Origin of the sequence: Kocuria dechangensis (assembly GCF_014636775.1) — a bacterium.
Classification (GTDB): Bacteria; Actinomycetota; Actinomycetes; order Actinomycetales; family Micrococcaceae; genus Kocuria; species Kocuria dechangensis.
On record NZ_BMEQ01000016.1, the window covers coordinates 1 to 24,120 of the forward strand.

21 protein-coding genes are annotated in these 24,120 nt (G+C 73.4%); 13 read left to right on the forward strand and 8 right to left on the reverse strand.

Annotation, left to right across the window (positions count from 1 at the left end; all coding sequences use genetic code 11):
• The first annotated feature begins 123 nt into the window (after positions 1 to 123).
• Positions 124 to 624, forward strand: coding sequence for a GyrI-like domain-containing protein (locus IEW07_RS13705; protein ID WP_188538161.1), 501 nt, complete (start codon positions 124 to 126; stop codon positions 622 to 624).
• Positions 625 to 710: 86 nt separating this feature from the next.
• Here IEW07_RS13705 and IEW07_RS13710 read toward each other — a convergent pair whose 3' ends face one another.
• Both IEW07_RS13710 and IEW07_RS13715 read right to left on the reverse strand, forming a co-directional pair.
• On the reverse strand, positions 711 to 1,955 hold the full coding sequence (locus IEW07_RS13710) for a dicarboxylate/amino acid:cation symporter (protein ID WP_188538163.1): 1,245 nt from the start codon (positions 1,953 to 1,955) through the stop codon (positions 711 to 713).
• 181 nt (positions 1,956 to 2,136) lie between these two features.
• Complete coding sequence (locus IEW07_RS13715) at positions 2,137 to 3,351, reverse strand: hypothetical protein (RefSeq protein ID WP_188538165.1); 1,215 nt, start codon at positions 3,349 to 3,351, stop codon at positions 2,137 to 2,139.
• A 141-nt stretch (positions 3,352 to 3,492) separates the two neighbouring features.
• Here IEW07_RS13715 and IEW07_RS13720 point away from each other — a divergent pair, with 141 nt between their 5' ends.
• From IEW07_RS13720 to IEW07_RS13755, 8 genes are all read left to right on the forward strand, one after another.
• Positions 3,493 to 4,416, forward strand: a complete 924-nt coding sequence (locus IEW07_RS13720; protein ID WP_188538167.1) for a tetratricopeptide repeat protein — start codon at positions 3,493 to 3,495, stop codon at positions 4,414 to 4,416.
• Complete coding sequence (locus tag IEW07_RS13725) at positions 4,409 to 5,416, forward strand: HAD-IIA family hydrolase (protein WP_188538169.1); 1,008 nt, start codon at positions 4,409 to 4,411, stop codon at positions 5,414 to 5,416. Before IEW07_RS13720 ends, IEW07_RS13725 begins: the two co-directional genes overlap by 8 nt.
• Complete coding sequence (locus IEW07_RS13730; protein WP_188538171.1) at positions 5,413 to 5,739, forward strand: hypothetical protein; 327 nt, start codon at positions 5,413 to 5,415, stop codon at positions 5,737 to 5,739. The genes IEW07_RS13725 and IEW07_RS13730 overlap by 4 nt, the downstream gene beginning before the upstream one ends.
• A complete protein-coding gene (locus tag IEW07_RS13735; RefSeq protein WP_188538173.1) occupies positions 5,736 to 6,485 on the forward strand; it encodes a TlyA family RNA methyltransferase in 750 nt (249 codons plus the stop codon). The genes IEW07_RS13730 and IEW07_RS13735 overlap by 4 nt, the downstream gene beginning before the upstream one ends.
• Positions 6,486 to 6,606: 121 nt before the next feature.
• Positions 6,607 to 7,674, forward strand: a complete 1,068-nt coding sequence (locus IEW07_RS13740) for an NAD kinase (RefSeq protein WP_188538175.1) — start codon at positions 6,607 to 6,609, stop codon at positions 7,672 to 7,674.
• Positions 7,675 to 9,387: a DNA repair protein RecN gene (recN, locus tag IEW07_RS13745; protein ID WP_188538177.1), complete on the forward strand. Its 1,713-nt coding sequence runs from the start codon at positions 7,675 to 7,677 to the stop codon at positions 9,385 to 9,387.
• A 57-nt stretch (positions 9,388 to 9,444) separates the two neighbouring features.
• A complete protein-coding gene (gene pyrG, locus IEW07_RS13750) occupies positions 9,445 to 11,169 on the forward strand; it encodes a CTP synthase (RefSeq protein ID WP_371870233.1) in 1,725 nt (574 codons plus the stop codon).
• Positions 11,170 to 11,327: 158 nt separating this feature from the next.
• Positions 11,328 to 11,981, forward strand: coding sequence for an NUDIX domain-containing protein (locus IEW07_RS13755; RefSeq protein WP_188538179.1), 654 nt, complete (start codon positions 11,328 to 11,330; stop codon positions 11,979 to 11,981).
• Positions 11,982 to 12,070: 89 nt separating this feature from the next.
• On the opposite strand, the gene IEW07_RS13760 is transcribed toward IEW07_RS13755, so the two are convergent.
• The 4 genes from IEW07_RS13760 to IEW07_RS13775 all read right to left on the reverse strand — a co-directional run bounded on the left by IEW07_RS13760 (position 12,071) and on the right by IEW07_RS13775 (position 16,442).
• Complete coding sequence (locus IEW07_RS13760) at positions 12,071 to 13,213, reverse strand: bifunctional 2-methylcitrate synthase/citrate synthase (RefSeq protein WP_188538197.1); 1,143 nt, start codon at positions 13,211 to 13,213, stop codon at positions 12,071 to 12,073.
• A gap of 35 nt (positions 13,214 to 13,248) precedes the next feature.
• Positions 13,249 to 14,157 carry a methylisocitrate lyase gene (gene prpB, locus IEW07_RS13765; protein WP_188538199.1) on the reverse strand — a complete coding sequence of 303 codons (909 nt, stop codon included), beginning with the start codon at positions 14,155 to 14,157 and terminating at the stop codon, positions 13,249 to 13,251.
• 3 nt (positions 14,158 to 14,160) lie between these two features.
• Positions 14,161 to 15,681, reverse strand: a complete 1,521-nt coding sequence (locus IEW07_RS13770; RefSeq protein WP_188538200.1) for an MmgE/PrpD family protein — start codon at positions 15,679 to 15,681, stop codon at positions 14,161 to 14,163.
• 65 nt (positions 15,682 to 15,746) lie between these two features.
• Positions 15,747 to 16,442 (reverse strand): GntR family transcriptional regulator, encoded by a 696-nt coding sequence (locus IEW07_RS13775; RefSeq protein ID WP_188538202.1) that lies wholly within the window; start codon positions 16,440 to 16,442, stop codon positions 15,747 to 15,749.
• 240 nt (positions 16,443 to 16,682) lie between these two features.
• On the opposite strand from IEW07_RS13775, the gene IEW07_RS13780 reads away from it, so the two are divergent.
• From IEW07_RS13780 to IEW07_RS13790, 3 genes are all read left to right on the forward strand, one after another.
• On the forward strand, positions 16,683 to 18,653 hold the full coding sequence (locus IEW07_RS13780; protein WP_188538204.1) for an AMP-binding protein: 1,971 nt from the start codon (positions 16,683 to 16,685) through the stop codon (positions 18,651 to 18,653).
• Positions 18,654 to 18,807: 154 nt separating this feature from the next.
• Entirely contained in the window at positions 18,808 to 19,182 is a 375-nt protein-coding gene (locus tag IEW07_RS13785; protein WP_188538206.1) for a ferritin family protein, read from the forward strand.
• Positions 19,183 to 19,184: 2 nt separating this feature from the next.
• Positions 19,185 to 20,021 (forward strand): family 1 encapsulin nanocompartment shell protein, encoded by an 837-nt coding sequence (locus tag IEW07_RS13790; protein ID WP_188538208.1) that lies wholly within the window; start codon positions 19,185 to 19,187, stop codon positions 20,019 to 20,021.
• A 73-nt stretch (positions 20,022 to 20,094) separates the two neighbouring features.
• Here IEW07_RS13790 and IEW07_RS13795 read toward each other — a convergent pair whose 3' ends face one another.
• Both IEW07_RS13795 and IEW07_RS13800 read right to left on the reverse strand, forming a co-directional pair.
• Positions 20,095 to 20,808 carry a response regulator gene (locus IEW07_RS13795; RefSeq protein ID WP_188538210.1) on the reverse strand — a complete coding sequence of 238 codons (714 nt, stop codon included), beginning with the start codon at positions 20,806 to 20,808 and terminating at the stop codon, positions 20,095 to 20,097.
• Positions 20,805 to 22,439, reverse strand: coding sequence for a sensor histidine kinase (locus tag IEW07_RS13800; RefSeq protein WP_188538211.1), 1,635 nt, complete (start codon positions 22,437 to 22,439; stop codon positions 20,805 to 20,807). The genes IEW07_RS13795 and IEW07_RS13800 overlap by 4 nt, the downstream gene beginning before the upstream one ends.
• Positions 22,440 to 22,604: 165 nt before the next feature.
• Between IEW07_RS13800 and IEW07_RS13805 the strand changes: the two genes are divergently transcribed.
• Positions 22,605 to 24,008: a cation:dicarboxylate symporter family transporter gene (locus IEW07_RS13805; protein WP_229741855.1), complete on the forward strand. Its 1,404-nt coding sequence runs from the start codon at positions 22,605 to 22,607 to the stop codon at positions 24,006 to 24,008.
• Positions 24,009 to 24,120: the final 112 nt, after the last annotated feature.

The window sequence follows — 24,120 nt, forward strand, 5'->3', positions numbered from 1 at the left end:
ACACCGCCGGACCACACCCAGGGTCGAGCCCCCGCACCACACGGTGCGGGGGCTCCCCGCATTTAACCGACGCATTCCTCACCGGCCGTAGCCTCTGGCTGTCGTGCGGCGGAGAATGAGCACATGCACAGCACCGACAGCACGGACACCACCGGCCGGCCAGAGGACGGCCCCAGGGTCGTCGACGTTCCGGAGCAGCCCATCGCGGTGGTCCTCGGCAAGGTCCCCATGGCCGAGGTCCGGCCGTTCTTCGACGCAGCCTTCCACGAACTGGGGGATCGGATGAGCCGCGGGGAGATCACGCCGACGGGACCAGCGCTGTCCCTGTACCGCTCCGTTCCCGGCACGCTCGTGGACCTCGAGGTGGGCTTTCCCGTGGCGGAACCCGTCACGCCCACAGGCGCCGTCGTCGCGAGCCGGGTGCCTGCGACGCGGGCGGCGACTCTGATGCACCACGGGAACTACGAGCAGCTCGGCACGTCCTGGGAGCGTCTGCAGGCATGGGCGGAGGAACAGCACCTGGAGCTGCGGACGCCTCTGTGGGAGGTGTACGTGACCGAGCCGCATCCCGGGGACGATCCGCGGGACATGCTGACGCAGCTGTTCTGGGCCGTCGGCGAATAGCACTGTCGCTGTCCATCCGGATACGAGGAAGGCCCCGACCATGTGGTCGGGGCCTTCCTCGTATCCGGGGCCTCAGCGCGGCACGGTCAGCGGGAGAGGACGGTCTCGTCCGACGGAGCGGCCTCGTCGGCATAGGCCGTATCGGTCTGAGGAGTCCCGCGGCCCCGGCCGACGAGCTTGTCCATGACCACGGCGATCGCACCGTCACCGGTCACGTTGGTCGCCGTGCCGAAGGAGTCGATGGCGATGTACGTGGCGATCATGAGGGCGATGGCCGTCTCGTCGAAGCCCAGCATCCCCTGGAGCACCCCCACGGCCGCCATGATGGCACCGCCCGGCACGCCCGGGGCGGCGATCATGGTGACCCCGAGCATCAGGACGAACCCCAGATAGGACAGGTTGTCGATGGGCATGCCCGTGATCGTCATGATCGCGAGGGAGAACAGGACGATCTTCATCGTGGAGCCGGACAGGTGGATGGTCGCGCACAGCGGGATCGTGAAGCCGGCCACCGGCTTGCTGACCCCGTTGGCCTCCGTGCACCGGAGGGTCACCGGGATCGTCGCGGCGGAGGAGGAGGTGCCGAGGGCCGTGACGTACGCCGGGAGCATGTTCTTGAGCAGGGCGAACGGGTTGCGTCGGGCATAGGCGCCGGCAAGGCCGTACTGGACGAGCAGGAGCACGATCGACAGGACGAGAGCGACCACCATGACCTTGAGGAAGGTGCTGATCACGGTGAGGATTTGGCCGTTCATGGTGAGGTTCATGAACATGCCGAAGATGTAGAGCGGGAGCAGGGGGATGATCACGAACTCGACGATGCGCATGATGATGCGGCGAAGGTCGTCCATGGTCTTGTGGAGGGTGTCGCCCGGGATGAGCGTGATCCCCACGCCCAGGCAGAAGGACAGCACGAGAGCGGTCATGACGCCGAAGACCGGCTCCATCTCCAGGGCGAAGTAGCCCGTGAGGGCACCCTCCTCCGGATTGGCCAGGGCGGCCACGTCCTGCTCGCCCCCGAGCAGCCACGGGTAGCTTCCCCGGGCGACGAGGAAGGCGATCACTCCCGCGAAGACGGTGGACCCGTACGCGACGGCAGCGGTGACGCCGAGCCACTTCCCGGCGCCCCGGCCGAGGTCCGCGATGGCGGGGGTGACGAGCCCCAGGATCAGCAACGGGATGAGGAAGCCGAGGAATGTGCTGAAGACGCCGTTGAACGTGAGGAACACGCGGGCGAGCGGCTCCGGGAAGAACAGCCCGCAGGCGATGCCCAGCACGATGCCGATGAGCACGCGCACCAGCAGGTGCGACGTGAAGGGTTTTTTGGTCATTGGCCCATTATCGGTCCCTGCGGAGGTGCTCATGACCGGGGCGGGTCCGGCGGGGCCTGCTTATAGAATGAGGGACGATCAAACGGCGGGCCGCAGCGCGGTCACCGTCGACATCCACGAGCGCCGACCGCTTCCGGACGGCACAGAGGAGCGGTACGTGTCCGAGTCTTCCCAGCACGGTTCACAGGACGAGCACCGGAACGGCAGTTCCGGTGCCCGTCGGTCCGGCGCAGGTGCCGGACGCGACGGCGACAGCTCGAACGGGGCGCCCCGGCGCCGGTTCGACGACAACCGCCGCAGCTTCTCGCGGGATGCCCGCGACGGCGACCGCTCCACCGGCGGTCGCACGGGGGGTCAGGCCAGATCCGGCGGCGACGGCGGCAGGCCCGCCGAGGGCGATCGCCGTCGCGACGACCGCGGTGTGAACCGTGGCGGTTTCGGCGGGGGGCGCAGGGACGACCGCCCGGGTCAGGGCGGCGGTGGCTACAGGGGCGATCAGCGGGACGAGCGCCGGAGTGGTTTTGGCGGCGACCGCCGTGACGACCGTCGCGGCGAGGGCCGTGGCGACAACCGCGGCGAGAGCCGCGGTGGCTACGGCGCGGGCCGCCGCGACGACCGGCCCGGCCAGAACAACCGCCGGGACTTCCGGGACGGGGACCGCGCGCCCCGTCGCGAGGGCGAGAACCGTCGTGAGGGGTACCCGCCCCGCCGGGACGACCGCCCGGGTCAGGGCCGGGGTGGCTACGGCGGTGACCGCCGCGACGAGAACCGCGACGAGAACCGCGGCGAGAGCCGTGGCGGCTACAGGGGCGATCAGCGCGACGAGCGCCGTGGTGGTTTCGGCGGCGACCGCCGTGACGACCGTCGCGGTGAGGGCCGTGGCGGTTTCGGTGGGGGGCGCCGGGACGACCGCCCGGGTCAGGGCCGGGGTGGCTACGGCGTCGACCGCCGCGACGAGAACCGCGGCGAGAGCCGTGGCGGCTACAGGGGCGATCAGCGCGACGAGCGCCGTGGTGGTTTCGGCAGCGACCGCCGTGACGACCGGCGCGGCGACAGCCGCGGCGGCTACGGCGCGGGCCGCCGCGACGACCGGCCGGGCCAGGACAACCGCCGGGACTTCCGGGACGGGGACCGCGGGCCCCGTCGCGAGGGCGAGAACCGTCGTGAGGGGTACCCGCCCCGCCGGGACGACCGCCCGGGCCAGGGCCGGGGTGGCTACGGCGGCGACCGCCGCGACGACCGCCGCGGTGGCTTCGGCGGCGGCCGTCCGGATGACCGTCGTGATGATCGCCGGGACGACCGCCGCGGCGAGAGCCGGGGCGGCTACGGCGCGGGCCGCCGCGACGAGCGGCCCGGCGGCTACCGGGACCGCCCTGCCTACGACCGTCCCGCCCACGACCGTCCTGCTTACGACCGGGCCGATGTCTCGACCCACCGTCACCGGGCGCCCGAGATCGACGAGGACATCACGGGCCGGGAGCTCGATAAGCCGACGCGCGCCCAGCTGGGCGCCCTCGAACCGCGCAACGCCGACGCCGTGGCCAAGCACCTGGTCATGACGGGCCGCTACCTGCTGGACGACCCGGAGCTCGCGCTGGAGCACGCGCAGGCCGCCGGACGCCGCGGCGGACGCATCGCCGCGGTGCGGGAGGCCACCGGCGTCGCGGCCTACGAGGCCGGGGACTACGGGCTGGCGCTCAAGGAGCTGCGGACCTACCGTCGGATGACCGGGTCGGAGGTCCACCTCCCGCTCATGGTCGACTGCGAGCGGGCCCTCGGCCGGCTCGACAAGGCGGCCGAGCTCGCCACGTCCGAGGCCGCGCAGAGCCTGGAGCCGGGCGAGAAGGTGGAGCTGGCCATCGTCCTGGCGGGCATGCGCCGGGACCAGGGCGACGCCCAGGGCGCCGTCGACGCGCTGACCATCCCGCAGCTCGACCGGAACCGAGGCTTCTCATACAGCCCCCGCCTGTTCCGTGCGTACGCCGAGGCGCTGCGCGGGGTGGGCCGGGACCGCGAGGCGCTGGCCTGGGACCGCCAAGCCGTGGTGGCCGAGGCGGCCCTCGGCACGGGCCAGTTCGCGGAGCCTGAGATCTTCGACCTCGTGGGCGAGGAGCCCGAGCCGGCCGAGGAGGGCATCCCCCTCGCCGACCCGGACCGGCAGGAGCACGCCGCCGACAGCCCGGCGGAGACCGTGGGCACCACCATGGCCGAGCCCTCCGCTGAACCCTCCGCCAAGGCCGAGACGTCCGGCGGGCCGGAGGACCACACGGACGACGAGTCCGACGACGTCCTGGACGAGGGCCTGGAGGAGGACCTGGACCCCGACGACGACTTCGAGGGCGACTTCGAGGACGGCTCCGAGGGCGACCTGGACCCCGACGACGACGCCGACCTCGCCGAGGAGGCCCCCCACGAGGACGCCGCCGACGAGGACGAGCAGCACGATCCGCAGCATGGCTGAGCGGCTCCTCGACCGCTTCGACGCCGTCCTGAGCGATCTCGACGGCGTCGTCTACGCGGGACCCCACGCGATTCCGGGCGCCCCGGAGAACCTGGGCCGGATCTCGGCCGACGGCGTTCCCGTGGTCTACGTGACGAACAACGCGTCCCGCTCCGTCGCGACCGTCGCGGCGCACCTGACGGAGCTGGGCGTGCCCGCGGGGCCGGAGGACGTGGTCAGCTCCGCCCAGGCCGCGGCCGTCCTGCTCGCGGAGCGGCTGCCCGCGGGGACGCCGGTGCTGATCACGGGCTCCCAGGCGCTGTCCGACGTCGTGGAGGACGCCGGCCTGCTGCCGGTGCGGGCCCAGGACGACGCCCCCCGCGCCGTGATCCAGGGGTTCGACCCCGGGCTGGGGTGGGCGGCGCTCGCCGAGGCGACCTACACGCTGTCCGACCCGGACGTCCTGTGGGTCGCGACGAACACCGACCTCACCATCCCGCAGGCCCGGGGGCTCGCCCCCGGCAACGGGACGCTGGTGGCCGCCGTGGCGACGGCGACCGGCCGCGTCCCGGAGGTCGCCGGCAAGCCGGAGGCGCCGATCTTCCGGACGGCCGCCGGGCGGGTGGGCAGCGCCCGGCCCCTGGTGGTGGGCGACCGGCTGGACACCGACATCCTCGGCGGCAACGCCGCGGGCTTCGCCACCGTCGTCGTCCTCACCGGTGTGGACACGGTGCGCACCGTGCTCGCCGCCCGCGCGGCCGAGCGCCCCACGTACCTGGTGAGGACGCTGGACGGGCTGTTCGAGCCGTACCCCGGCATCGCGCTCGCCCCGGCCGGGGCCGGCCACGCCGCGACCTGCGGGGCGGCGGCCGCGGAGACGGACGGCGACGTCCTGCGCGTGCGGGGCCGGCACGAGGACCTGGACGCCTGGCGCGCGGCCTGCGCGGCGTGGTGGGCGGCCCACCCGGACGCACGGGCGGCCACGGCGCCGTCGGCGATCGAGTGGGAGGACGGCCGGTGAGCGACCACCCGGCGGAGGGATCCGCGGACGGGGCGCCGGAGCTGCGGCCCACGGGCCACGCCCGGGTCGACGCCGTGCTGGCCGGAGCCGCCGGGCTCGCCGGTGCGCCCGTGGCGGAGCACGCCGCCCGCTACGAGGCCGTGCACGCCGCGCTCGTCGCCGAGCTCAACGCCGAGCCCGGCACGGTCCCGTCCGGGCTGCTCCCGCGGACCGGAGCCGACCCGGCCCGGGCCCAGGACGAGGGACAGGACGCGGGCCACGGCACGGATCACGGCACGGATCACGGCACGGATCACGGCACGGGGGAGGACCCGGCCGGATGAGCGCGCGCCTGGACCAGGAGCTGACCGCCCGCGGCCTGGCCAGGTCCCGGACGGTCGCGGCCCGCTGGATCGCCGAGGGCCGCGTGGCCGTGAACGGCCGCCCGGCGACGAAGCCGTCCGTCCGCGTCGACCCCGGCGACGCCCTGGAGGTCCGCCCCGCGGAGGTGCCGGACTACGTGAGCCGGGCCGGGCACAAGCTCGCGGGGGCCCTCGCCGCGTTCCCGGCGATCACGGTGGCGGGCAAGCGCTGCCTGGACGCAGGGGCGTCCACGGGCGGCTTCACCGACGTGCTGCTGCGGGCCGGCGCCCGGGAGGTCGTGGCCGTGGACGTCGGGCACGGCCAGCTCGTCCCGTCGCTGCGGGAGGACCCGCGGGTGCGGGTGTTCGAGGGCATGAACGTGCGCTGGATGCGCCCGGAGGACATCGGCGGGCCGGCCGATCTGACCGTGTGCGACCTGTCCTTCATCTCCCTCACCCTGGTCGTGGGCCCGCTCGCGGGGGCCACCGTGCCCGGCGGGGACCTGGTGCTCATGGTGAAGCCCCAGTTCGAGGTGGGCGCCGACCGGCTGGCCCGCACCGGGGTGGTGACCAGCGAGGCGGAGCGCTCGCGCGCCGTCGACGCGGTGGCCGCCGCGGCCCGCGCGCACGGGCTCACCGTCCTCGGCCGGGAGCGCAGCCCGCTGCCCGGGCAGGGCGGCAACCACGAGTTCTTCCTGTGGTGCCGCAGGGACGGGGAGGCGCTCTGAACGTCCCCGCCCTCGCGTAGGGTGGGGAGCGGCGCCCGGGCCCCGGGCCCCGCGCGCGCCACCGGCCGTTTCCGCCGACGACGACGCCCGCGTGCACCGAGCGTGGAGGACGGGAGGACCTGTGAGCAGGAAGATTCTGGTCATGGCCCACACGGGCCGCCGGGAGGCCAAGGACGCCGCACGGGAGTCCTGCCAGCAGCTGCACGAGGCGGGCCTGGTCCCGGTGATCTCCCGGTCGGACCTCGAGGCCCTCCAGGAGGACTCCGAGCCGCTCGCCCCGGTGGAGGTCATCGAGGAGGACGTGTCCCTGCGCGAGATCGAGCTCGTCATGGTCCTCGGCGGCGACGGCTCCATCCTGCGCGCCGCCGAGCTGGTCCGCAGCGTGGACACCCCGCTGCTGGGCGTGAACCTCGGCCACGTGGGCTTCCTGGCGGAGAGCGAACGCTCCGACCTCGCCCAGTCCGTGGAGGCCATCGTCGACGGCCGGTACACGGTCGAGCAGCGGATGGCCCTCGACATCACCGTGTGGCAGGACCAGAAGAAGGTCCTGCACACCTGGGCCCTCAACGAGGCCTCGGTGGAGAAGGGCAACCGCGAGAAGATGATCGAGGTGGTCATCGAGGTGGACCGGCGCCCCCTGAGCACCTTCGGCTGCGACGGCGTGGTCCTCGCGACCCCCACCGGCTCCACCGCCTACGCGTTCTCCGCCGGCGGGCCGGTCGTCTGGCCCGAGGTCGAGGCGCTGCTCATGGTGCCGCTGAGCGCCCACGCCCTGTTCGCCCGGCCGCTGGTCATCTCCCCGAACTCCATGATGGCGGTCGAGGTCCTCACCCGCACGGACGCCCGCGGCGTGCTGTGGTGCGACGGCCGCCGCACCACGGACCTCCCGCCGGGGTCCCGCATCGAGGCGGTGCGCTCGCCGAAGGCGGTGAACCTGGCCCGCATGCACCGCACCCCCTTCTCCGAGCGGCTCGTCAAGAAGTTCGAGCTGCCCACTTCCGGGTGGCGCGGGCCGGTCCCCCCGCAGGAGGCCCTCCTGGCGCGCACCACCGCGCTGCCCACCGTCCGCGCCGCGGAGCCCCCGGCAACCACGGACGAGCTGCCCAAGTCCACGGTGGGCCACGAGATGCCCCACGACCCGGACGCCGACCCCGTCGAGACCCGGGACGAGACCGCGGAGGCCGACTGAATGATCGAGGAGATCCACATCCACGACCTCGGCGTCATCACCGACGCCGTCCTGCCCCTGGGCCCGGGGCTGAGCATCCTCTCCGGAGAGACCGGTGCGGGCAAGACCATGGTGGTCACCGCCCTCGGGATGCTGCTCGGCAACCGCGCGGACCCCGGCGCCGTCCGGTCCGGAGCGCCGAAGGCCGTCGCCGAGGCCGTCGTCCGCGTGTCCGCCGACCACTCGGCCGCCGCGCTCGTGGAGGACGCGGGCGGCGCCGTCGACGTCGAGGACGTCGGGGACCGCCAGGAGGCCCTCATCACCCTGGCGCGGACCGTGACCGCCGAGGGGCGCAGCCGCGCCCACGTGGGCGGCCGCTCCGCGCCGGTGGGGGCCCTGTCCGCCGTGGGCCAGTCGCTCGTGGCGGTGCACGGCCAGTCGGACCAGCTGCGGCTCAAGTCGCCCGCCGCCCAGCGCCACGCCCTCGACCAGTACGCCGGGCCGGAGCTGGCCGCGGAGCTGGACCGCTACCGGCAGCTGCTGGCCGAGTACCGCTCCGTGCAGCAGACCCTGCGCGAGGTCACCGAGCACGGCCGCGAGCGCGCCCTCGAGGCCCAGACCCTGCAGGGCGCCCTCGAGGAGATCGACGCCGTGGACCCGCAGCCGGGGGAGGACGAGCGCCTGGACCAGGAGAGCCAGAAGCTCACCAACCTGGAGCAGCTGCGCGCCGCCGCCCTGACCGCCCACGCCGCCCTCAGCGGCGGGGAGTTCGCCGAGGGCGACACCGCCGACGCGACCACCCTGATCGCCGTCGCGCACCGCGCCCTCGACCAGGAGGCCGGCTCCGACCGCGAGCTCGAGGAGCTCACCGGCCGCGTGGCCGAGCTGGCCGTGCTCGTCAACGACATCGCCGCCGACCTCTCCGGCTACGCCTCCGGGCTCGACGAGGAGGGCCCCGCCCGCCTCGCCGAGGTCGAGGCCCGCCGGGCCAAGCTCAAGTCCCTCACCCGCAAGTACGGGGCCACCGTCGACGAGGTCCTGGAGTGGGCGGAGCGCTCGCGGGCCCGGCTCGACGAGCTGACCGACGACCCCGCCCGGGAGCAGGAGCTGCGGGCCCGGCTCGGCCGGCTGCACGGGGAGCTGGTCGAGCTGGCGGGGCGGATGACCGAGCGGCGCCGCGCCGCCGCCCACCGGCTCTCCGAGGCGGTCAGCGAGGAGCTCACGGCCCTCGCGATGCCCAACGCCTCCCTCGTCATCGAGGTGGAGCCCACGGAGGAGTTCACCGGCCACGGGCGCGACGAGATCGCGTTCCTGCTCAAGCCGCACGCCGCCGCGGCGCCCCGCCCCCTGGGCAAGGGCGCCTCGGGCGGCGAGCTGTCCCGCCTCATGCTGGCCATCGAGGTGGTCCTCGCCGCGGTGGACCCCGTCCCCACGTTCGTCTTCGACGAGGTCGACTCCGGCGTGGGCGGCAAGGCCGCCGTGGAGATCGGTCGTCGTCTGAAGATGCTGGCCCAGCACGTCCAGGTGCTCGTGGTGACGCACCTGCCGCAGGTCGCCGCGTTCGCGGACCAGCACGTGCTCGTCACCAAGAGCGGGGACTCCACGGTCAGCGACGTCCGCGTGCTGGACGAGGAGGAGCGCGTCGTGGAGCTGGCCCGCATGCTCGCCGGCCACGAGGACTCCGCCGCGGCGCGCGAGCACGCCCGCGAGCTCGTCCGCGACGCGGTGATCTGACGTGCCGCCCCGTCGCGGTGATCTGACGCACGCAACCGGTGTCCGTGAGGACCAGAAATGATAGGGTCGAATTCCGTGGTGAATGCATACGAAGCCGCCCACGAGGCCGGCGCACAGCAGACCGAAAACCAGCGACCCGAGAAGGTCACCCGCCAGATCTTCGTGACGGGCGGTGTCGCCTCCTCCCTCGGCAAGGGCCTGACCGCCTCCTCCCTGGGCATGCTGCTGCGGGCCCGCGGCCTGTCCGTGACGATGCAGAAACTGGATCCGTACCTCAACGTCGATCCCGGCACCATGAACCCCTTCCAGCACGGCGAGGTCTTCGTGACCGACGACGGCGCCGAGACGGACCTGGACATCGGGCACTACGAGCGGTTCCTCGACGAGAACCTCGACGCCTCCGCGAACGTGACCACCGGCCAGGTGTACTCCACGGTGATCGCCAAGGAGCGCCGCGGGGAGTACCTGGGCGACACCGTCCAGGTCATCCCGCACATCACCGACGAGCTGAAGAGCCGCATGCGCCGCCGCGCGCAGGGCGAGGACCGGCCGGACATCATCATCACCGAGATCGGCGGCACGGTCGGCGACATCGAGTCCCAGCCGTTCATCGAGGCGGCCCGCCAGGTGCGCCGGGACGTGGGCCGGCGCAACGTGTTCTACCTGCACGTCTCGCTGATCCCGTACATCGGGCCCTCGGGCGAGCTCAAGACCAAGCCGACGCAGCACTCCGTGGCCACGCTGCGCGGCCTCGGCATCCAGCCGGACGCGCTCGTGCTGCGCTCCGACCGGCAGGTCCCCGACGCGATGCTGCGCAAGATCGGCAACGCCTGCGACGTCGACCACGACGCCGTGATCTCCTGCCCGGACGCCCCGAGCATCTACGACATCCCCAAGACCCTGCACTCGCAGGGCCTGGACACCTACATCCTCGACTACCTGGGCCTCGACTACCAGGACGCGGACCTGGCCCAGTGGGACCGGCTGCTCCACGCCGTCCACGAGCCGGCGCACTTCGTGACCATCGCCATGGTCGGCAAGTACATCGACCTGCCCGACGCCTACCTGTCGGTCTCCGAGGCGCTGCGCGCCGGCGGCTTCGCCAACGACGCCCGCGTGAAGCTCAAGTGGGTCGCCTCCGACCTGTGCGAGACGCCGGAGGGCGCCCAGCGCGAGCTCGGCGACGTCGACGCGGTCTGCGTCCCCGGCGGCTTCGGCATCCGCGGGATCGAGGGCAAGCTCGGCGCCCTCCGGTTCGCCCGGGAGCAGGGCATCCCCACGCTGGGCCTCTGCCTCGGCCTGCAGTGCATGGTGATCGAGTACGCGCGCACCGAGCTGGGCCTGGCGGGAGCGTCCTCGACCGAGTTCGAGCCGGACACCGAGTTCCCCATCATCGCGACCATGGAGGAGCAGAAGCAGTTCGTGGACGGCGCCGGGGACCTCGGCGGCACCATGCGCCTGGGCCTCTACGACGCGAAGCTGCTCGAGGGCTCCGTCGTCGCCGAGGCCTACGGCTCCACCCAGGTCAAGGAGCGCCACCGCCACCGCTACGAGGTCAACAACGAGTACCGCGACCGCCTCGGGGAGGCCGGGCTCGTGATCTCCGGGACCTCGCCGAACGGCACCCTCGTGGAGTTCGTGGAGCTGCCGCGCGAGGTGCACCCCTACTACGTGGGCACCCAGGCGCACCCCGAGCTGATGTCCCGCCCGACGCGCCCGCACCCGCTCTTCGACGGTCTGGTCAAGGCGGCGCTGGAGCGCCGCCGGGCCCAGGGCCGCTGAGCCCGTCCCGGCACGGGCACTTCCGCGCAGGCGCCGCGTCCCCCACGGGACCGGCGCCTGCGCCGTCCCGGGAGCTTCCCGACCCCGCCCCCTCCCGGCCCCTTCCCGACCCGTCTCCACCCCGCCGCCGCCCCGCCCGGCCGACCCGAGAGGACCCCATGGACATCCGCCACCTCGCCCCCGAGCAGCTCTCCGACCGGACCAGCGACCGGCGGACGCTCGCGTCCGAGACGGTCTACGAGGGATACATCTGGAACGTGCAGCGCGACGAGTTCGAGCTCTCCGAGGGCGCGGACACCCTGCGCCGGGACTACATCACCCACCCGGGCGCCGTGTCCGTGCTCGTGCTCAACGAGCGCGACGAGGTGCTGCTCATCAACCAGTACCGTCGCCCGGTGGGGATGACCATGTGGGAGATCCCCGCGGGGCTGCTCGACGTCCACGGGGAGGATCCGGTCGCCGCCGCCCAGCGCGAGCTGGCCGAGGAGGCCGACCTGCGCGCCGAGCAGTGGAACGTCCTGGTGGACTTCCACAACAGCCCCGGCTCCTCCTCCGAGGCCAACCGCATCTTCCTGGCCCGGGGGCTGAGCGACGTCCCCGAGGACGAGCGGCACGAGCGCGACGGCGAGGAGGCCGAGATCCACGGCGCGTGGGTCCCGCTCGACGGCGCCGTGCAGGCGGTGCTCGACGGGCGGCTCAACTCGCCCGCCGCGGTGGTGGGACTGCTCGCGGCCCACGCCGCCCGCTCCGGGGACTTCGGCTCCCTCCGGCCCCCGCACACCCCCTGGCCGGGTCACCCCGCCTTCCGCTGACCGGCGCCGTCACCCCGGCCGGACGGGATGACGGCCCGACGGGACTCCGGCCGCCGATCCGCCCCCGTGCAGCCGTCCGGGCGCGCGTTCTACAGGTGCCGCTCGGCGGGCCCGTTGTACTCGGAGAGCGGGCGGATCAGGGAGTTGGACGCGACCTGCTCCATGACGTGGGCGGTCCAGCCCGTGATCCGGGCGGCCACGAACAGCGGGGTGAAGGTGGCGATGTCGAAGCCCATGAGCCAGTAGGTGGGCCCGGCGGGGTAGTCGAGGTTCGGCTTGATGCCCTTGGCCTCGTCCATGGACTTCTCCAGCCCGTTGTACAGGCCCAGCAGCTCAGGCCGGCCGTAGTGGGCGATCATCCGGTCCAGCGCCGCCTTCATGGTGGGCACCCTGGAGTCGCCGTGCTTGTACACGCGGTGGCCGAAGCCCATGACCTTCTTCTTGGCCGCCAGGGCCTCGTCCATCCACGCCTTGGCGCGCTTCTCGGCGTCCTCGGCGGGCTCGTCCGGGCGGATCCCCAGCTCCTCGAAGGTGTGCATGACGGCCTCGTTGGCCCCGCCGTGCAGCGGGCCCTTGAGCGCCCCGATGGCCGCGGTGACCGCCGAGTGGAGATCGGACAGCGTGGAGGTGACCACCCGCGCCGTGAAGGTGGAGGCGTTGAAGGAGTGCTCGGCGTAGAGGATCATCGACACGTTGAACGCCTCGACGACCTCGGGGACGGCCTCCTCGCCGAAGGCCATCCAGAGGAAGTTCGCGGAGTAGCCGAGGTCCTCGCGCGGGGGCACGACGTCCTGGCCGCGCCGGCGGCGCTGGTCGTAGCAGATCACCGCGGGCATCGCGGCGAACAGCTTCTGCGCCTTGCGCAGATTCGCCTCGGGGGAGGAGTCCTCCGCCTCGGGGTCCTGCGCGCCCAGCACGGATGCGGCGGTGCGGCACACGTCCATGGGGTGGCAGGTGGTGGGCAGGGCGTCGATGATCGCCTTCAACTCCGGCGTCAGCGCCCGGTGGGCCCGCTCCCGGGCCGTGAACTCGGCCAGCTGCGCCTCGTCCGGCAGCTCGCCGTTCCACAGCAGCAGGGCGACCTGCTCGAACGAGCAGTTCGCGGCGAGCTCCTGGACGGGGTAGCCGCGGTAGAGCAGGGAGTTGGTCTCGGGGTTGACCTTGGAGACGGCCGTGTAGTCGGCGACGACGCCGGCCAGGCCCTTGTGGACCTCGGTCTGGGTGTCGGTCATGGTGGGCTCCTTCGGGTGGCTGGTGGGTGGTCGGTTCAGCGGTGCAGGCCGGGGACCTCGAAGTCGAAGACGGACGAGTCGAACTGGTTGTAGCCGTTGTAGTCGACGAGTTCGTAGAGCCGGGCGCGGGTGAGCATGTCCGGCACGGCGGCTTCCTGGGTGCGGTCGGCGCGGATGGTCTGCAGCACCCGCTCCATGGCGCCCAGGGCGGAGCGCATCAGCGTCACGGGGTAGATGATCATGTTCACGCCCACCTCCTGCAACTGGTCCGCGGTGAACAGCTGGGACTTCCCGAACTCGGTCATGTTCGCCAGGATCGGCACGTCCACAGCACTCCGCATGGCCTCGAACTCGGAGAGGTCGGCCATCGCCTCGGGGAAGATCGCGTCGGCCCCGGCGTCCACCAGGGCCTTCGCCCGGTCGGTGGCCGCGGCGAGCCCGTCGGTGCCGCGGATGTCGGTGCGGGCCATGACCAGGAAGTTCGCGTCCCGGCGGGCCTCGGCGGCGGCCCGGATCCGCTTGGTCGCGGTGGCCAGGTCCACGACGTTCTTGCCGTCGAGGTGGCCGCAGCGCTTGGGGTTGAACTGGTCCTCGATGTGGCACCCGGCCAGGCCCGCGTTCTCGAGCTCCTGGACGGTGCGGGCCACGTTCATGGGCTCGCCGAAGCCGGTGTCCGCGTCCACGAGGGCCGGGAGGTCCGTGATCCGGGCGATCTGCCCGGCACGGGCGGCGACCTCGGTCAGCGACGTCAGCCCGATGTCGGGGAAGCCGAGCTCGTTGGCGAGCACGGCCCCGGAGATGTAGACGCCGTCGAAGCCCTGCTCCTGGATGAGCCGGGTGGACAGCGGGGTGTACGCGCCGGGGAACTGCACGATCGTCGGCCCGGCCAGCATCTCGCGCAGGGCGATCCGCTTGGCCTCCGGTGTGGTGGTGGAGAACAGCATGGCCTAGAAGATTCCCTTCGTTCCGGTGCGCAGCGTGATGCCCGCGGTGACGTTGAGGGCGTCGAGCTCGCCGGCGCCCAGGTCCGGGAGGTTCTCGGCCGCGCTGATGAAGCGGTCCAGCTCCTCGTCGGCCACGATCCCCTCGGCCAGGGTGCGCAGCTTGGCCACGTACTGGGGGCGGGCGAAGGGCCGGGCCCCCAGCGGGTGGGCGTCGGCCACGGCGATCTCCTCGACCACGGTGGACCCGTCCGCCAGGGTGATCGCGGCCCGTCCCCCGAAGGCCTTCTCGGCCGGGTCCAGGGAGTGGTAGCGACGGGTCCACTCCGCGTCCTCGGCGGTGGTCACCTTCTGCCACAGGTCCACCGTGTCGGGGCGCCCCGCCCGCTCGGGGGCGTAGGAGCCCACGTGGTCCCAGGCGCCGTCCTGCAGCGCCACGGTGAAGATGTAGGGGATCGAGTGGTCGAGGGTCTCCCGGGTGGCCGTCGGGTCGTACTTCTGGGGATCGTTCGCCCCGGAGCCGATGACGTAGTGGGTGTGGTGGGAGGTGTGCAGCACGATCCGCTCGATCCTCGACGGGTCGGCCAGCTCGGGGCGCTCGCGGTGCAGCTTGCGGGCCAGGTCGATCCAGGCCTGGGCCTGGTACTCGGCGGAGTGCTCCTTGGTGTAGGTGTCCAGGATCGCGGCCTTGGCCTCGCCCGGGGCGGGCAGCGGGACCTCGTAGCAGGCGTCGGGCCCGTCCAGCAGCCAGGCGATGACACCGTCCTCGCCCTCGTAGATCGGGGTGGGGGAGGTCTGCCCGCGCATCGCGCGGTCGACGGCCTCCACGGCCATCTTCCCGGCGAAGGCCGGGGCGTGGGCCTTCCAGGTGGAGATCTCGCCCTTGCGCGACTGGCGGGTGGCGGTGGTGGTGTGCAGGCCCTGGCCGATGGCGTGGAAGATCGTCTCCACGTCGAGGCCCAGCAGGGTGCCGATCCCGGCGGCCGCGGACGGGCCGAGGTGGGCGACGTGGTCGATCTTGTGCTTGTGCAGGCAGATGGCCTTCACCAGGTCCACCTGCAGCTCGTAGCCGGTGGCGATCCCGCGCACCAGGTCGCGGCCGGTGGCCCCGACGTGCTGGGCCACGGCCAGGATCGGGGGGATGTTGTCCCCGGGGTGGGAGTACTCGGCGGCCAGGAACGTGTCGTGGTAGTCGAGCTCGCGCACGGCCACGCCGTTGGCCCACGCCGCCCACTCGGGGGAGACCTTCCGGACCGCGGCGTCCACGCCGTAGAGGCTCGAGCCGGTGCCGCCCGGGGTGGGCGCGTGGGCCAGCGCCTGGTCCCGCGCCGAGACGATCGGGTCCCGGTTCAGGGAGGCGATCGCCACCGAGGCGTTGTCCAGGACCCGGTTGATCACCATCTCGGTCACCTCGGGGGTCACCTCGACGGGATCCGCGGCGACCTGCGCCATCTTGTAGGCCAGCTGCTCCTCGCGGGGCAGGTTGTCCTTGGACGGGTGGACGCGCACCTGGTGGATGACGGTCATGGAACTTCCTCTCGTGGGAGACGGTGGTCGGGGGTGGGATGCGGGGCGGCCGGTGGGGGCCGGGCTCAGCCGGCGGCCTCCAGCGGAGGCGCGGGCCGGAGCGGTGGCGCGGGGTCGACCCACTCGCGGACGGGGGTCGTGAGGACGGCCTGCAGCGAGTTCGCCAGGTGCACGCGGGTCGCGGCCTCGGCGAGCTCCTCGGAGCCCTCGGCGATGGCACGGGCGATCTGGGCGTGCTCGGCGGCGGCGCGCGCCAGGCGCTCGGGGTTGGTGCGGGAGAGCTTGCGGACCCGGGCCAGGTGCAGGCGCAGGGAGCGCTGCGCGGCCGTGAGGTACGGGTTGGCGCCGGCGTCGTCGATGGCCCGGTCCATCCGCTCCACGAGCTCGTAGTACCCGGCCCGGTCCGTGCCCGGGCCGTGGAGCTGGGCCACGACCTCCTCGAGCTCGGCCGCGAGCCCCTCGAAGAGCGTCGCGTCCCGGCGCCGGGCCGCGAGCTTGGCCGCCTGGCAGTCCAGCGCCTCCCGCAGCTCGAAGAGGGCCCGGACGTCATCGAGGGAGACCTGGGAGACGACGACGCCGCGGCCGCGGTGCGCCTCTGCGAGACCGTCGGCGGTGAGCCGGCTCAGCGCCTCGCGGATGGGCGTGCGGGAGATGCCGAAGCGCTCCGACTGCTCGACCTCCCCGAGCACCTGCCCGGGGAGCAGGCGCCACTCGACGATATCCGCCCGAAGGGCCTCGTACGCGCGGTCGCTGGCTCGCACGGCTCCCTCCTTCGCGTCCTCGGGGGACCCCGTCGCGCCCTGTCCTGGTCGGCGGGTGATCGGGGTCACAGTGTGCCGACAGTGTATACACAAAACCCCAGGGCGGGCGAGGCCTCTGGTGGGTTTCTTTTGTCGTCGGTGACCAATGTATACATTGCCCTTGTCGTGTGTGACCTGCACCACTAGATTGGCGGACAAGAGCAGCGCCGGCGACCGGCGGCACGCAGCCCGGGAGGAACCATGAGCAGTGACCAGCACGCATCCGAGGGCACCACGGAGCAGCGGACGGAGGGCTACGCGGAGGTCTACCGCCGCAGCGTCCAGGACCCGGCAGGGTTCTGGCTGGACGCCGCGCGCGCCGTGGACTGGGTCCGGGAGCCCACCGTGGCCCTCGACGAGTCGGCGGCGCCGCTCTACCGCTGGTTCCCCGACGGGCGGCTCAACACGTGCTACAACGCCCTGGACCGCCACGTCGAGGCCGGCCACGGCGAGCGCACCGCGCTGATCTACGACTCGGCGGTCCTGGGCGTCCGGGAGAGCTTCAGCTACGCGCGGCTGCTCGAGGAGGTGGCCCTGTTCGCCGGGGCGCTCGCCGCCCTGGGGGTGGGGAAGGGGGACCGGGTGCTCGTCTACCTGCCGATGATCCCCCAGGCCGCGGTGGCCATGCTCGCGTGCGCCCGGCTGGGCGCCGTGCACTCCGTGGTCTTCGGGGGCTTCGCGCCCCGGGAGCTGGCGAGCCGCATCGACGACTCGCGGCCGGTGGTCGTGGTGACCACGACCGGCGGCGTGGAGCCCAAGCGGCGGATCGAGTACCTCCCCGCGATCGAGGAGGCGCTGCGGATCGCACAGCACGAGCCGGCCGCGGTGGTGGTGCACGAGCGCGAGGGCTTCGAGACCACCGTCGAGGACGCCCGGGGGCGCGCCGGGCGGGACGGGCAGCCCGCCGTCGACTGGCACACGTGGGCGGAGGCCCTCGAGGGGGCCGAGCCCGCCGCTCCGGCGCCGGTCGCGGCGACCGACCCGCTGTACGTCCTCTACACCTCCGGCACGACCGGCACGCCGAAGGGCGTGGTGCGGGACAACGGGGGGCACGCGGTGGCCCTGACCTGGTCCATGCGCAACATCTACGACGTCGGCCCCGGGGAGGTGATGTGGACTGCCTCCGACGTGGGGTGGGTCGTGGGCCACTCCTACATCGTCTACGGCCCGCTGCTGGCCGGGGCGACGACCGTCCTCTACGAGGGCAAGCCGGTGGGCACCCCGGACGCCGGCGCGTTCTGGCAGCGCGTCGAGGAGCACCGGGTCAAGGTGCTGTTCACCGCCCCCACGGCCCTGCGCGCGATCCGCCGCGCGGACCCGGAGGGCGAGCTCGTCCGCCGGCACGACATCGGCTCCCTCCGGACCCTCTTCGTGGCCGGCGAGCGCCTGGACCCGGAGACGTACGGCTGGGCGTCGGACGTCCTGGGCGTGCCGGTGGTGGACCACTGGTGGCAGACGGAGACCGGGTGGGCGATCTGCGCCAACCCGTTCGGGATCGAGCGCCTGCCCCTCAAGGCGGGGTCGCCGTCCGTGCCGGTGCCCGGCTACAGGGTCGAGATCCTCGACCCGCTCGGACAGCCCCTGGGGCCGGGCGAGGAGGGCAACATCGCCCTGCGCCTGCCCCTGCCGCCGGGCACCCTGACCACCCTGTGGGGGGACGACCGGCGCTACGTGGACTCCTACCTCAGCGCGTTCCCGGGCTACTACGCGACCGGCGACTCCGGCTACGTCGACGAGGACGGCTACGTGTACGTCATGGGCCGCACGGACGACGTCATCAACGTCTCGGGCCACCGCCTCTCCACCGGCGCGATGGAGCAGGTGCTGGCCTCCCACCCCGCCGTCGCCGAGTGCGCCGTGATCGGCGTGGCGGACCCGCTCAAGGGGCAGCGCCCGGCCGGATACGTGGTGCTCAAGGCCGGGGTGGACGTCCCCGAGGACCGGCTGAGGGCGGAACTCGTGGCCCTCGTCCGGGAGCGCATCGGGGCGGTCGCGGACTTCAAGGACGTCGCGGTCGTGGAGGGCCTGCCCAAGACTCGGTCGGGCAAGATCCTGCGCAAGACGATGCGGCAGATGGCCGACGGGGAGCAGTACACGGTGCCCTCCACCATCGAGGACTCCTCCGTGCTCGACGCCCTCCAGGAGGTGCTGCGCCCGCCGCGCGTGCGGTAACGCTCCGACGCACGGCAACGAACCCGTGACAGTTCGCCCCGGCGCACCGCCCCCGCCGCTCACCGGGGCCGATCAGGAGTACTTTGGGCCGCACCGGTCCGTGCCCGGACCGGACCGCCCGGCACCGCACCACGCCCTCGGGGGAGGAGCAGACATGGGGTTCGACCAGTACCACGAGCCTCCGGACGAGCTGTCCGAGGAGACCCGGACGTTCGCCCGGATGTGCGCCAACCTCACGGAGGAGGCGCAGGCCATCGGGTGGTACGAGCAGCGGCTCGACCTGGAGCGGGACGAGTCGGCCCGCGCCGTCATGCTCGACTCCCTGGGCGAGGAGTACAAGCACTTCTGCATGGAGCTGGAGTTCCTGTTCCGGCGCAAGCCCCGGTGGCGGGAGATCGCCGCCGGCGTCCTCTTCCGTGACGGGGACATCGTCGCGCACGGCGAGGCGGCCGAGGCCGCGACCGGCGAGGCGGAGGCGGGCACCGGCACGGGGTCCTCCCTCGGCATCGGCTCGCTGAGGGGGCGGTGACCGTGGCACGGGACCACCTGCTGCGCTCCCTGGCTCCGCTCCCGGACGGCGCGTGGGCCATGATCGACGAGGAGGCGCGCACCCGCCTGGCGCCGGCGCTCGCCGCCCGCCGGGTCGTGGACTTCGCCGGCCCGCTCGGCTGGACCCACTCGGCCACGAACCTGGGCCGCACCGAGGCCCTGGCCGCCGCCGACGGCCTGGAGGCCCGGCGGCGGCGCGTGCTGCCGCTCGTCGAGGCCCGGGTCCCGTTCACGGTCTCCCGCCAGGAGCTCTTCGACGCCGACCGCGGGGCGGCCGACCGGGACCTGGGGGACCTGGCCCGGGCCGCGCACCGGATGGCCGTGGCCGAGAACCAGGCGATCTTCCACGGCTGGGAGGAGGCCGGTGTTCCCGGCATCGTCCCGGCGTCCCCGCATCCTCCGGTGCCGCGGGTGCCCGACTTCGAGGACTACCCCCAGCGGGTCGCCCTGGCCGTGACCACCCTCCTGGAGAACGGCGTGGGCGGGCCCTACGCGCTCGTCCTGGGCTCGGCCGCCTATGCCAAGGTGATCGAGACGGCCGAGCACGGCGGGTACCCGATGTGGGACCACGTCCGCAAGATCCTCGAGGACGGACCCGTCGTCTGGGCGCCGGGGGTCCACGGGGGCGTGGTGCTGAGCCTGCGCGGCGGGGACTTTCTGTTCGAGTCCGGCCAGGACCTCTCCGTGGGCTACGACCGGCACGAGGGCGACGCCGTGCACCTCTACCTGGAGCAGAGCTTCAGCTTCCGGATCGCCACCCCCGAGGCGGCGATCGGCCTGGTCTCCGCCTCGGACGCCGACGCGGACCGCCCCGCCTGACTGCGCCGCCCGCCCGGCAGCGGCCGGGCGGGTCCGGTGCGCCGGCTCCGGTGCACGGGAACGGCGCGCACGCTCAGCGCGCGGGGGAGACGTCCTGACCGGCCCAGCCGTACTCGAGCTCCGGGCGGCCGGGCGTGCCGTAGCGGGAGCGCCGGTGCACCAGCCCCCGGTCGGCCAGGTGCTCCAGGTAGCGGCGGGCCGTCACCCGGGACAGGGTGCTGCGTTCGGCGACCTCCCCGGCGGAGAGCCACCCGCCGGCGCGGACCAGCTGCGTGACGGCGTCGAGCGTCGTGGGGGACAGTCCCTTCGGGACGGCCGGCCGGGTGCTCTCGCCGAGCGCCGCGAACGCGCGGTCCACCTCCTCCTGGCCGACCGATCCGCCCCGGCCCAGCAGCCCCCGGTAGCGCCGGTACGCGGCGAGCTTGTCCTCGAACACGGCGTAGGTGAAGGGCTTGATGAGGTAGCCGACGACGCCGAGGGTCGTCGCCTCCCGCACCGTCGCCACGTCGCGGTGGGCCGTGACCACGAGGAGGTCCACGGACTCGCCCCGGGCGCGCAGGGTGCGGGCGACGTCCAGGCCGGACATGTCCGGGAGGTTGACGTCGAGCAGCACGAGGTCCACGGGGCGCCCGGCCCGGCGCGCCGCCTGGACGGCCTGCACGGCGGTGCGCCCGGACACGGCGGTCGCGGCCACCTCGAAGCCGGGGGAGCGGCGGACGTACTCGGCGTGGGACGCGGCGGTGAGCGGCTCGTCGTCGACGACGAGGACGCGGACGGCCCCCGTCACGCGGGGGCTCCCGGGGAGCCGGCGGCGGGCACGGGGACCGTCACGGTGAACACCGCTCCGCCGTCGTTGGCGTGCTCCAGGCGGGCGCCCCACCGGGCGACGACCTCCCGGACCAGGTGGAGCCCGACCCCGCGGCCCTCCGGGCCCGCCTCCTTCGTGGTGACGCCGAGGTCGTAGATGTCGCGGGCCAGGTCCTCGGGGACGCCCATCCCGGTGTCGGCGACCGTGATCGTCACGGCCCCGGCGGCCTCCCCGTCCCCGGCCCCGTCCGCCCGGGCGATCTCCACCTCGACGACGGGGCGGACCCGGGCGGCGTTGGCCGCCGCCGCCTCGACGGCGTTGTCCACGAGGTTGCCCACCAGGGTCACGAGGTCGGCGGGGGAGACCGGCAGGCGCGGCACGCCGGGGCCGACCTCCACGTGGAGCTCCACCCCGCGCTCGTGCGCGGCCGCGGTCTTGCCCACGAGCAGGGCGGCGAGGAAGGGGTCGTCGAGGCGCTCGACCAGGTCCTCGGACAGCCCGCGGGTCCGCTCCAGGTCGACGGAGGCGAAGTCCAGGGCCTCGCCGGTGCGCCCGAGCTCCAGCAGGGAGACCACGGTGTGCATGCGGTTGGCGTGCTCGTGGGTCTGCGCCCGCAGCGCGGCGGCCATCGTGGTGGCGGTCCGCAGCTCGCCGGAGAGCCGGGAGATCTCCGTGTGGTCCCGCAGGATCACCACCATGCCCCGCCGCGCGGTCCCGCCGCGCACCGGCAGCGCCGAGACGATGAGGGTGCGCTCGCCGACCACGACCCATTGCTCGTGCACGGCGGCCCCGGACAGGAGCACGGCCTCCAGCGCCTCGGGCAGGCCCAGCGCGGCGACCGACGGGGCGGGCCGCCCCGGGCCCTGGCCGGGTCCCGGGGCCGGCAGGCCCAGCAGCTCGCGCGCCCGGGCGTTGGCGACCTGCACCCGCCGGTCGGCGTCGACGAGGAGGAGGCCCTCGGTGGCCTCGTTGAGGACGGCGTCGTGCAGGGCGTGCACGTGGGCGAGCTCCTCGGGCCCCCAGCCGTGGGTGGCGGCGTCCAGGTACCTGGCCATCAGCCAGGCCACGACGGAGGACGCGGCCAGCAGCAGCCCCCCGACCAGCAGCACGGCCGGCAGCTGGGCGAGCGCCCGCTGGGACAGGGCGTCGAGCAGGACGCCCGTGGCCACGAGCGCCACCACCGCCCCGTCCTCGTCCCGGACGGGGGCGATCGTGCGCACGGACGGGCCGAGGGTGCCCCGCTCGGTGCTGGTCCAGATCTCCCCGGCGAGGGCGTGGGACCGGTCCCCGCGGTACGGCTCGCCCACGGAGGTGGGCACGGGGTGGGTCCACCGGGTGCCGTCCGGGGCCATGATCGTCACGAAGTCGAGGTCCGTGTCCGCCAGCAGCCGGTCCGTGAGCGGCTGCAGGTCGGTGGTGGGGTCCGCGGAGAGCGCGGCCTGCAGCACGTAGGGGTCGTCGGCGAGGGCCGTGCTCGCCATCCGGGTCTGGGCCTCGGCGCGCTCGAGGACCGCGTCCCGCTCGTGCGCGAAGAGCACCAGGGAGACGGCCACGGTGACCAGCAGGACCACCGCGAGCTGCAGCACGAGGAAACGCCTGGCCAGAGACATGCCGGCGCCCCTCCTCCCGTGCGGTGACGCGCGTCTGTGGTCCGCGTCACGACCATTATGACCACAACGCGACACGGCGCCGGTGCCGCGGTGAGACTCGTCACAGCAGCCCGGAGCACCCGGGGCCGCGCACGTCCCACCGAACCACCGTCCCGGAGGAGAAGCATGACCACCGTCGCCAGGGAACCCGTCGAGCCGCAGCGGCCCGCCAAGCAGAAGAAGGACAGGACGCACTACCTGTACATCTTCGTGATCGTCGCCGTCGTCGCCGGCGCCGTGCTGGGCCTCGTGGCCCCCGACTTCGCCCAGTCGCTCAAGCCCGTGGGCACGGCGTTCATCGCGCTGATCAAGATGATGATCGCCCCCATCATCTTCTGCACCATCGTCCTGGGCGTCGGCTCCATCGCCAAGGCCGCCACCGTCGGCAAGGTCGGCGGACTGGCCCTGGCCTACTTCATGGCCATGTCCACCGTGGCCCTGGCCATCGGGCTCGTCGTCGGCAACCTCATCCACCCCGGTGAGGGCCTGAACCTCCAGGGCTCCGAGTACGAGGTCCCGACCGGCGGCCACAGCGAGGGCGAGGGGACGGTCGGCTTCCTGCTGGGCATCATCCCCACCACGCTGCTGTCCTCGCTGACCGAGGGCAACATCCTGCAGACCCTCTTCGTGGCCCTGATCGTGGGCTTCGCCCTGCAGCAGATGGGCGAGTCCGGCAAGCCGGTGCTCAAGGCCGTCTCCTACATCCAGGCGCTGGTCTTCCGGATCCTGATCATGGTGATGTGGGTGGCGCCGATCGGCGCCTTCGGCGCCATCGCCGGCGTCGTCGGGGAGACCGGCGTGCAGGCCATCGTGTCCATGGCCACCCTGATGATCGCCTTCTACGTCACCTGCATCCTCTTCATCGTCGTGGTCCTGGGCGGGCTGCTGAAGCTGGTCACCGGCGTGAACATCTTCCGGCTCATGAAGTACCTGGCCCGTGAGTACCTGCTGATCTTCTCCACCTCCTCCTCCGAGGCCGCCCTGCCGCGGCTGATCGCCAAGATGGAGCACGTGGGCGTCTCCAAGCCGGTGGTCGGCGTGACCGTCCCGACGGGCTACTCCTTCAACCTCGACGGCACCGCCATCTACCTGACCATGGCCGCGCTGTTCGTGGCCTCGGCCATGGGCTCGCCGCTGGCCATCGGCGAGCAGGTGTCGCTGCTGGTGTTCATGATCATCGCCTCCAAGGGCGCCGCGGGCGTCACCGGCGCCGGGCTCGCGACCCTGGCCGGCGGCCTGCAGTCGCACCGCCCCGACCTCGTGGACGGCGTGGGCATCATCGTGGGCATCGACCGGTTCATGTCCGAGGCTCGCGCCCTGACCAACTTCACCGGCAACGCCGTGGCCACGCTGCTGATCGGCAAGTGGACCCGCGAGCTGGACCTGGTCCAGGTCGAGCGGGTGCTCTCCGGCGACGACAAGTTCGACGAGACCACCATGACCGCGCACCACCACGAGGCCCCGGTCACCCAGGAGAAGGCGGCCGAGCAGGTGGTCGACGCCGCCGTCCCGGCGGGCCGGGCCCACTGACCGTCCCGTCCTCCGCGTCGAGGGGCCCGCGCCCGCGGTGCCCCGCCCGGCGCCGACGGGCGCGGGCGGCTCCCGCCGTTCCGGGCCGCCCCCGAATCCCTCGGGCCGCGCG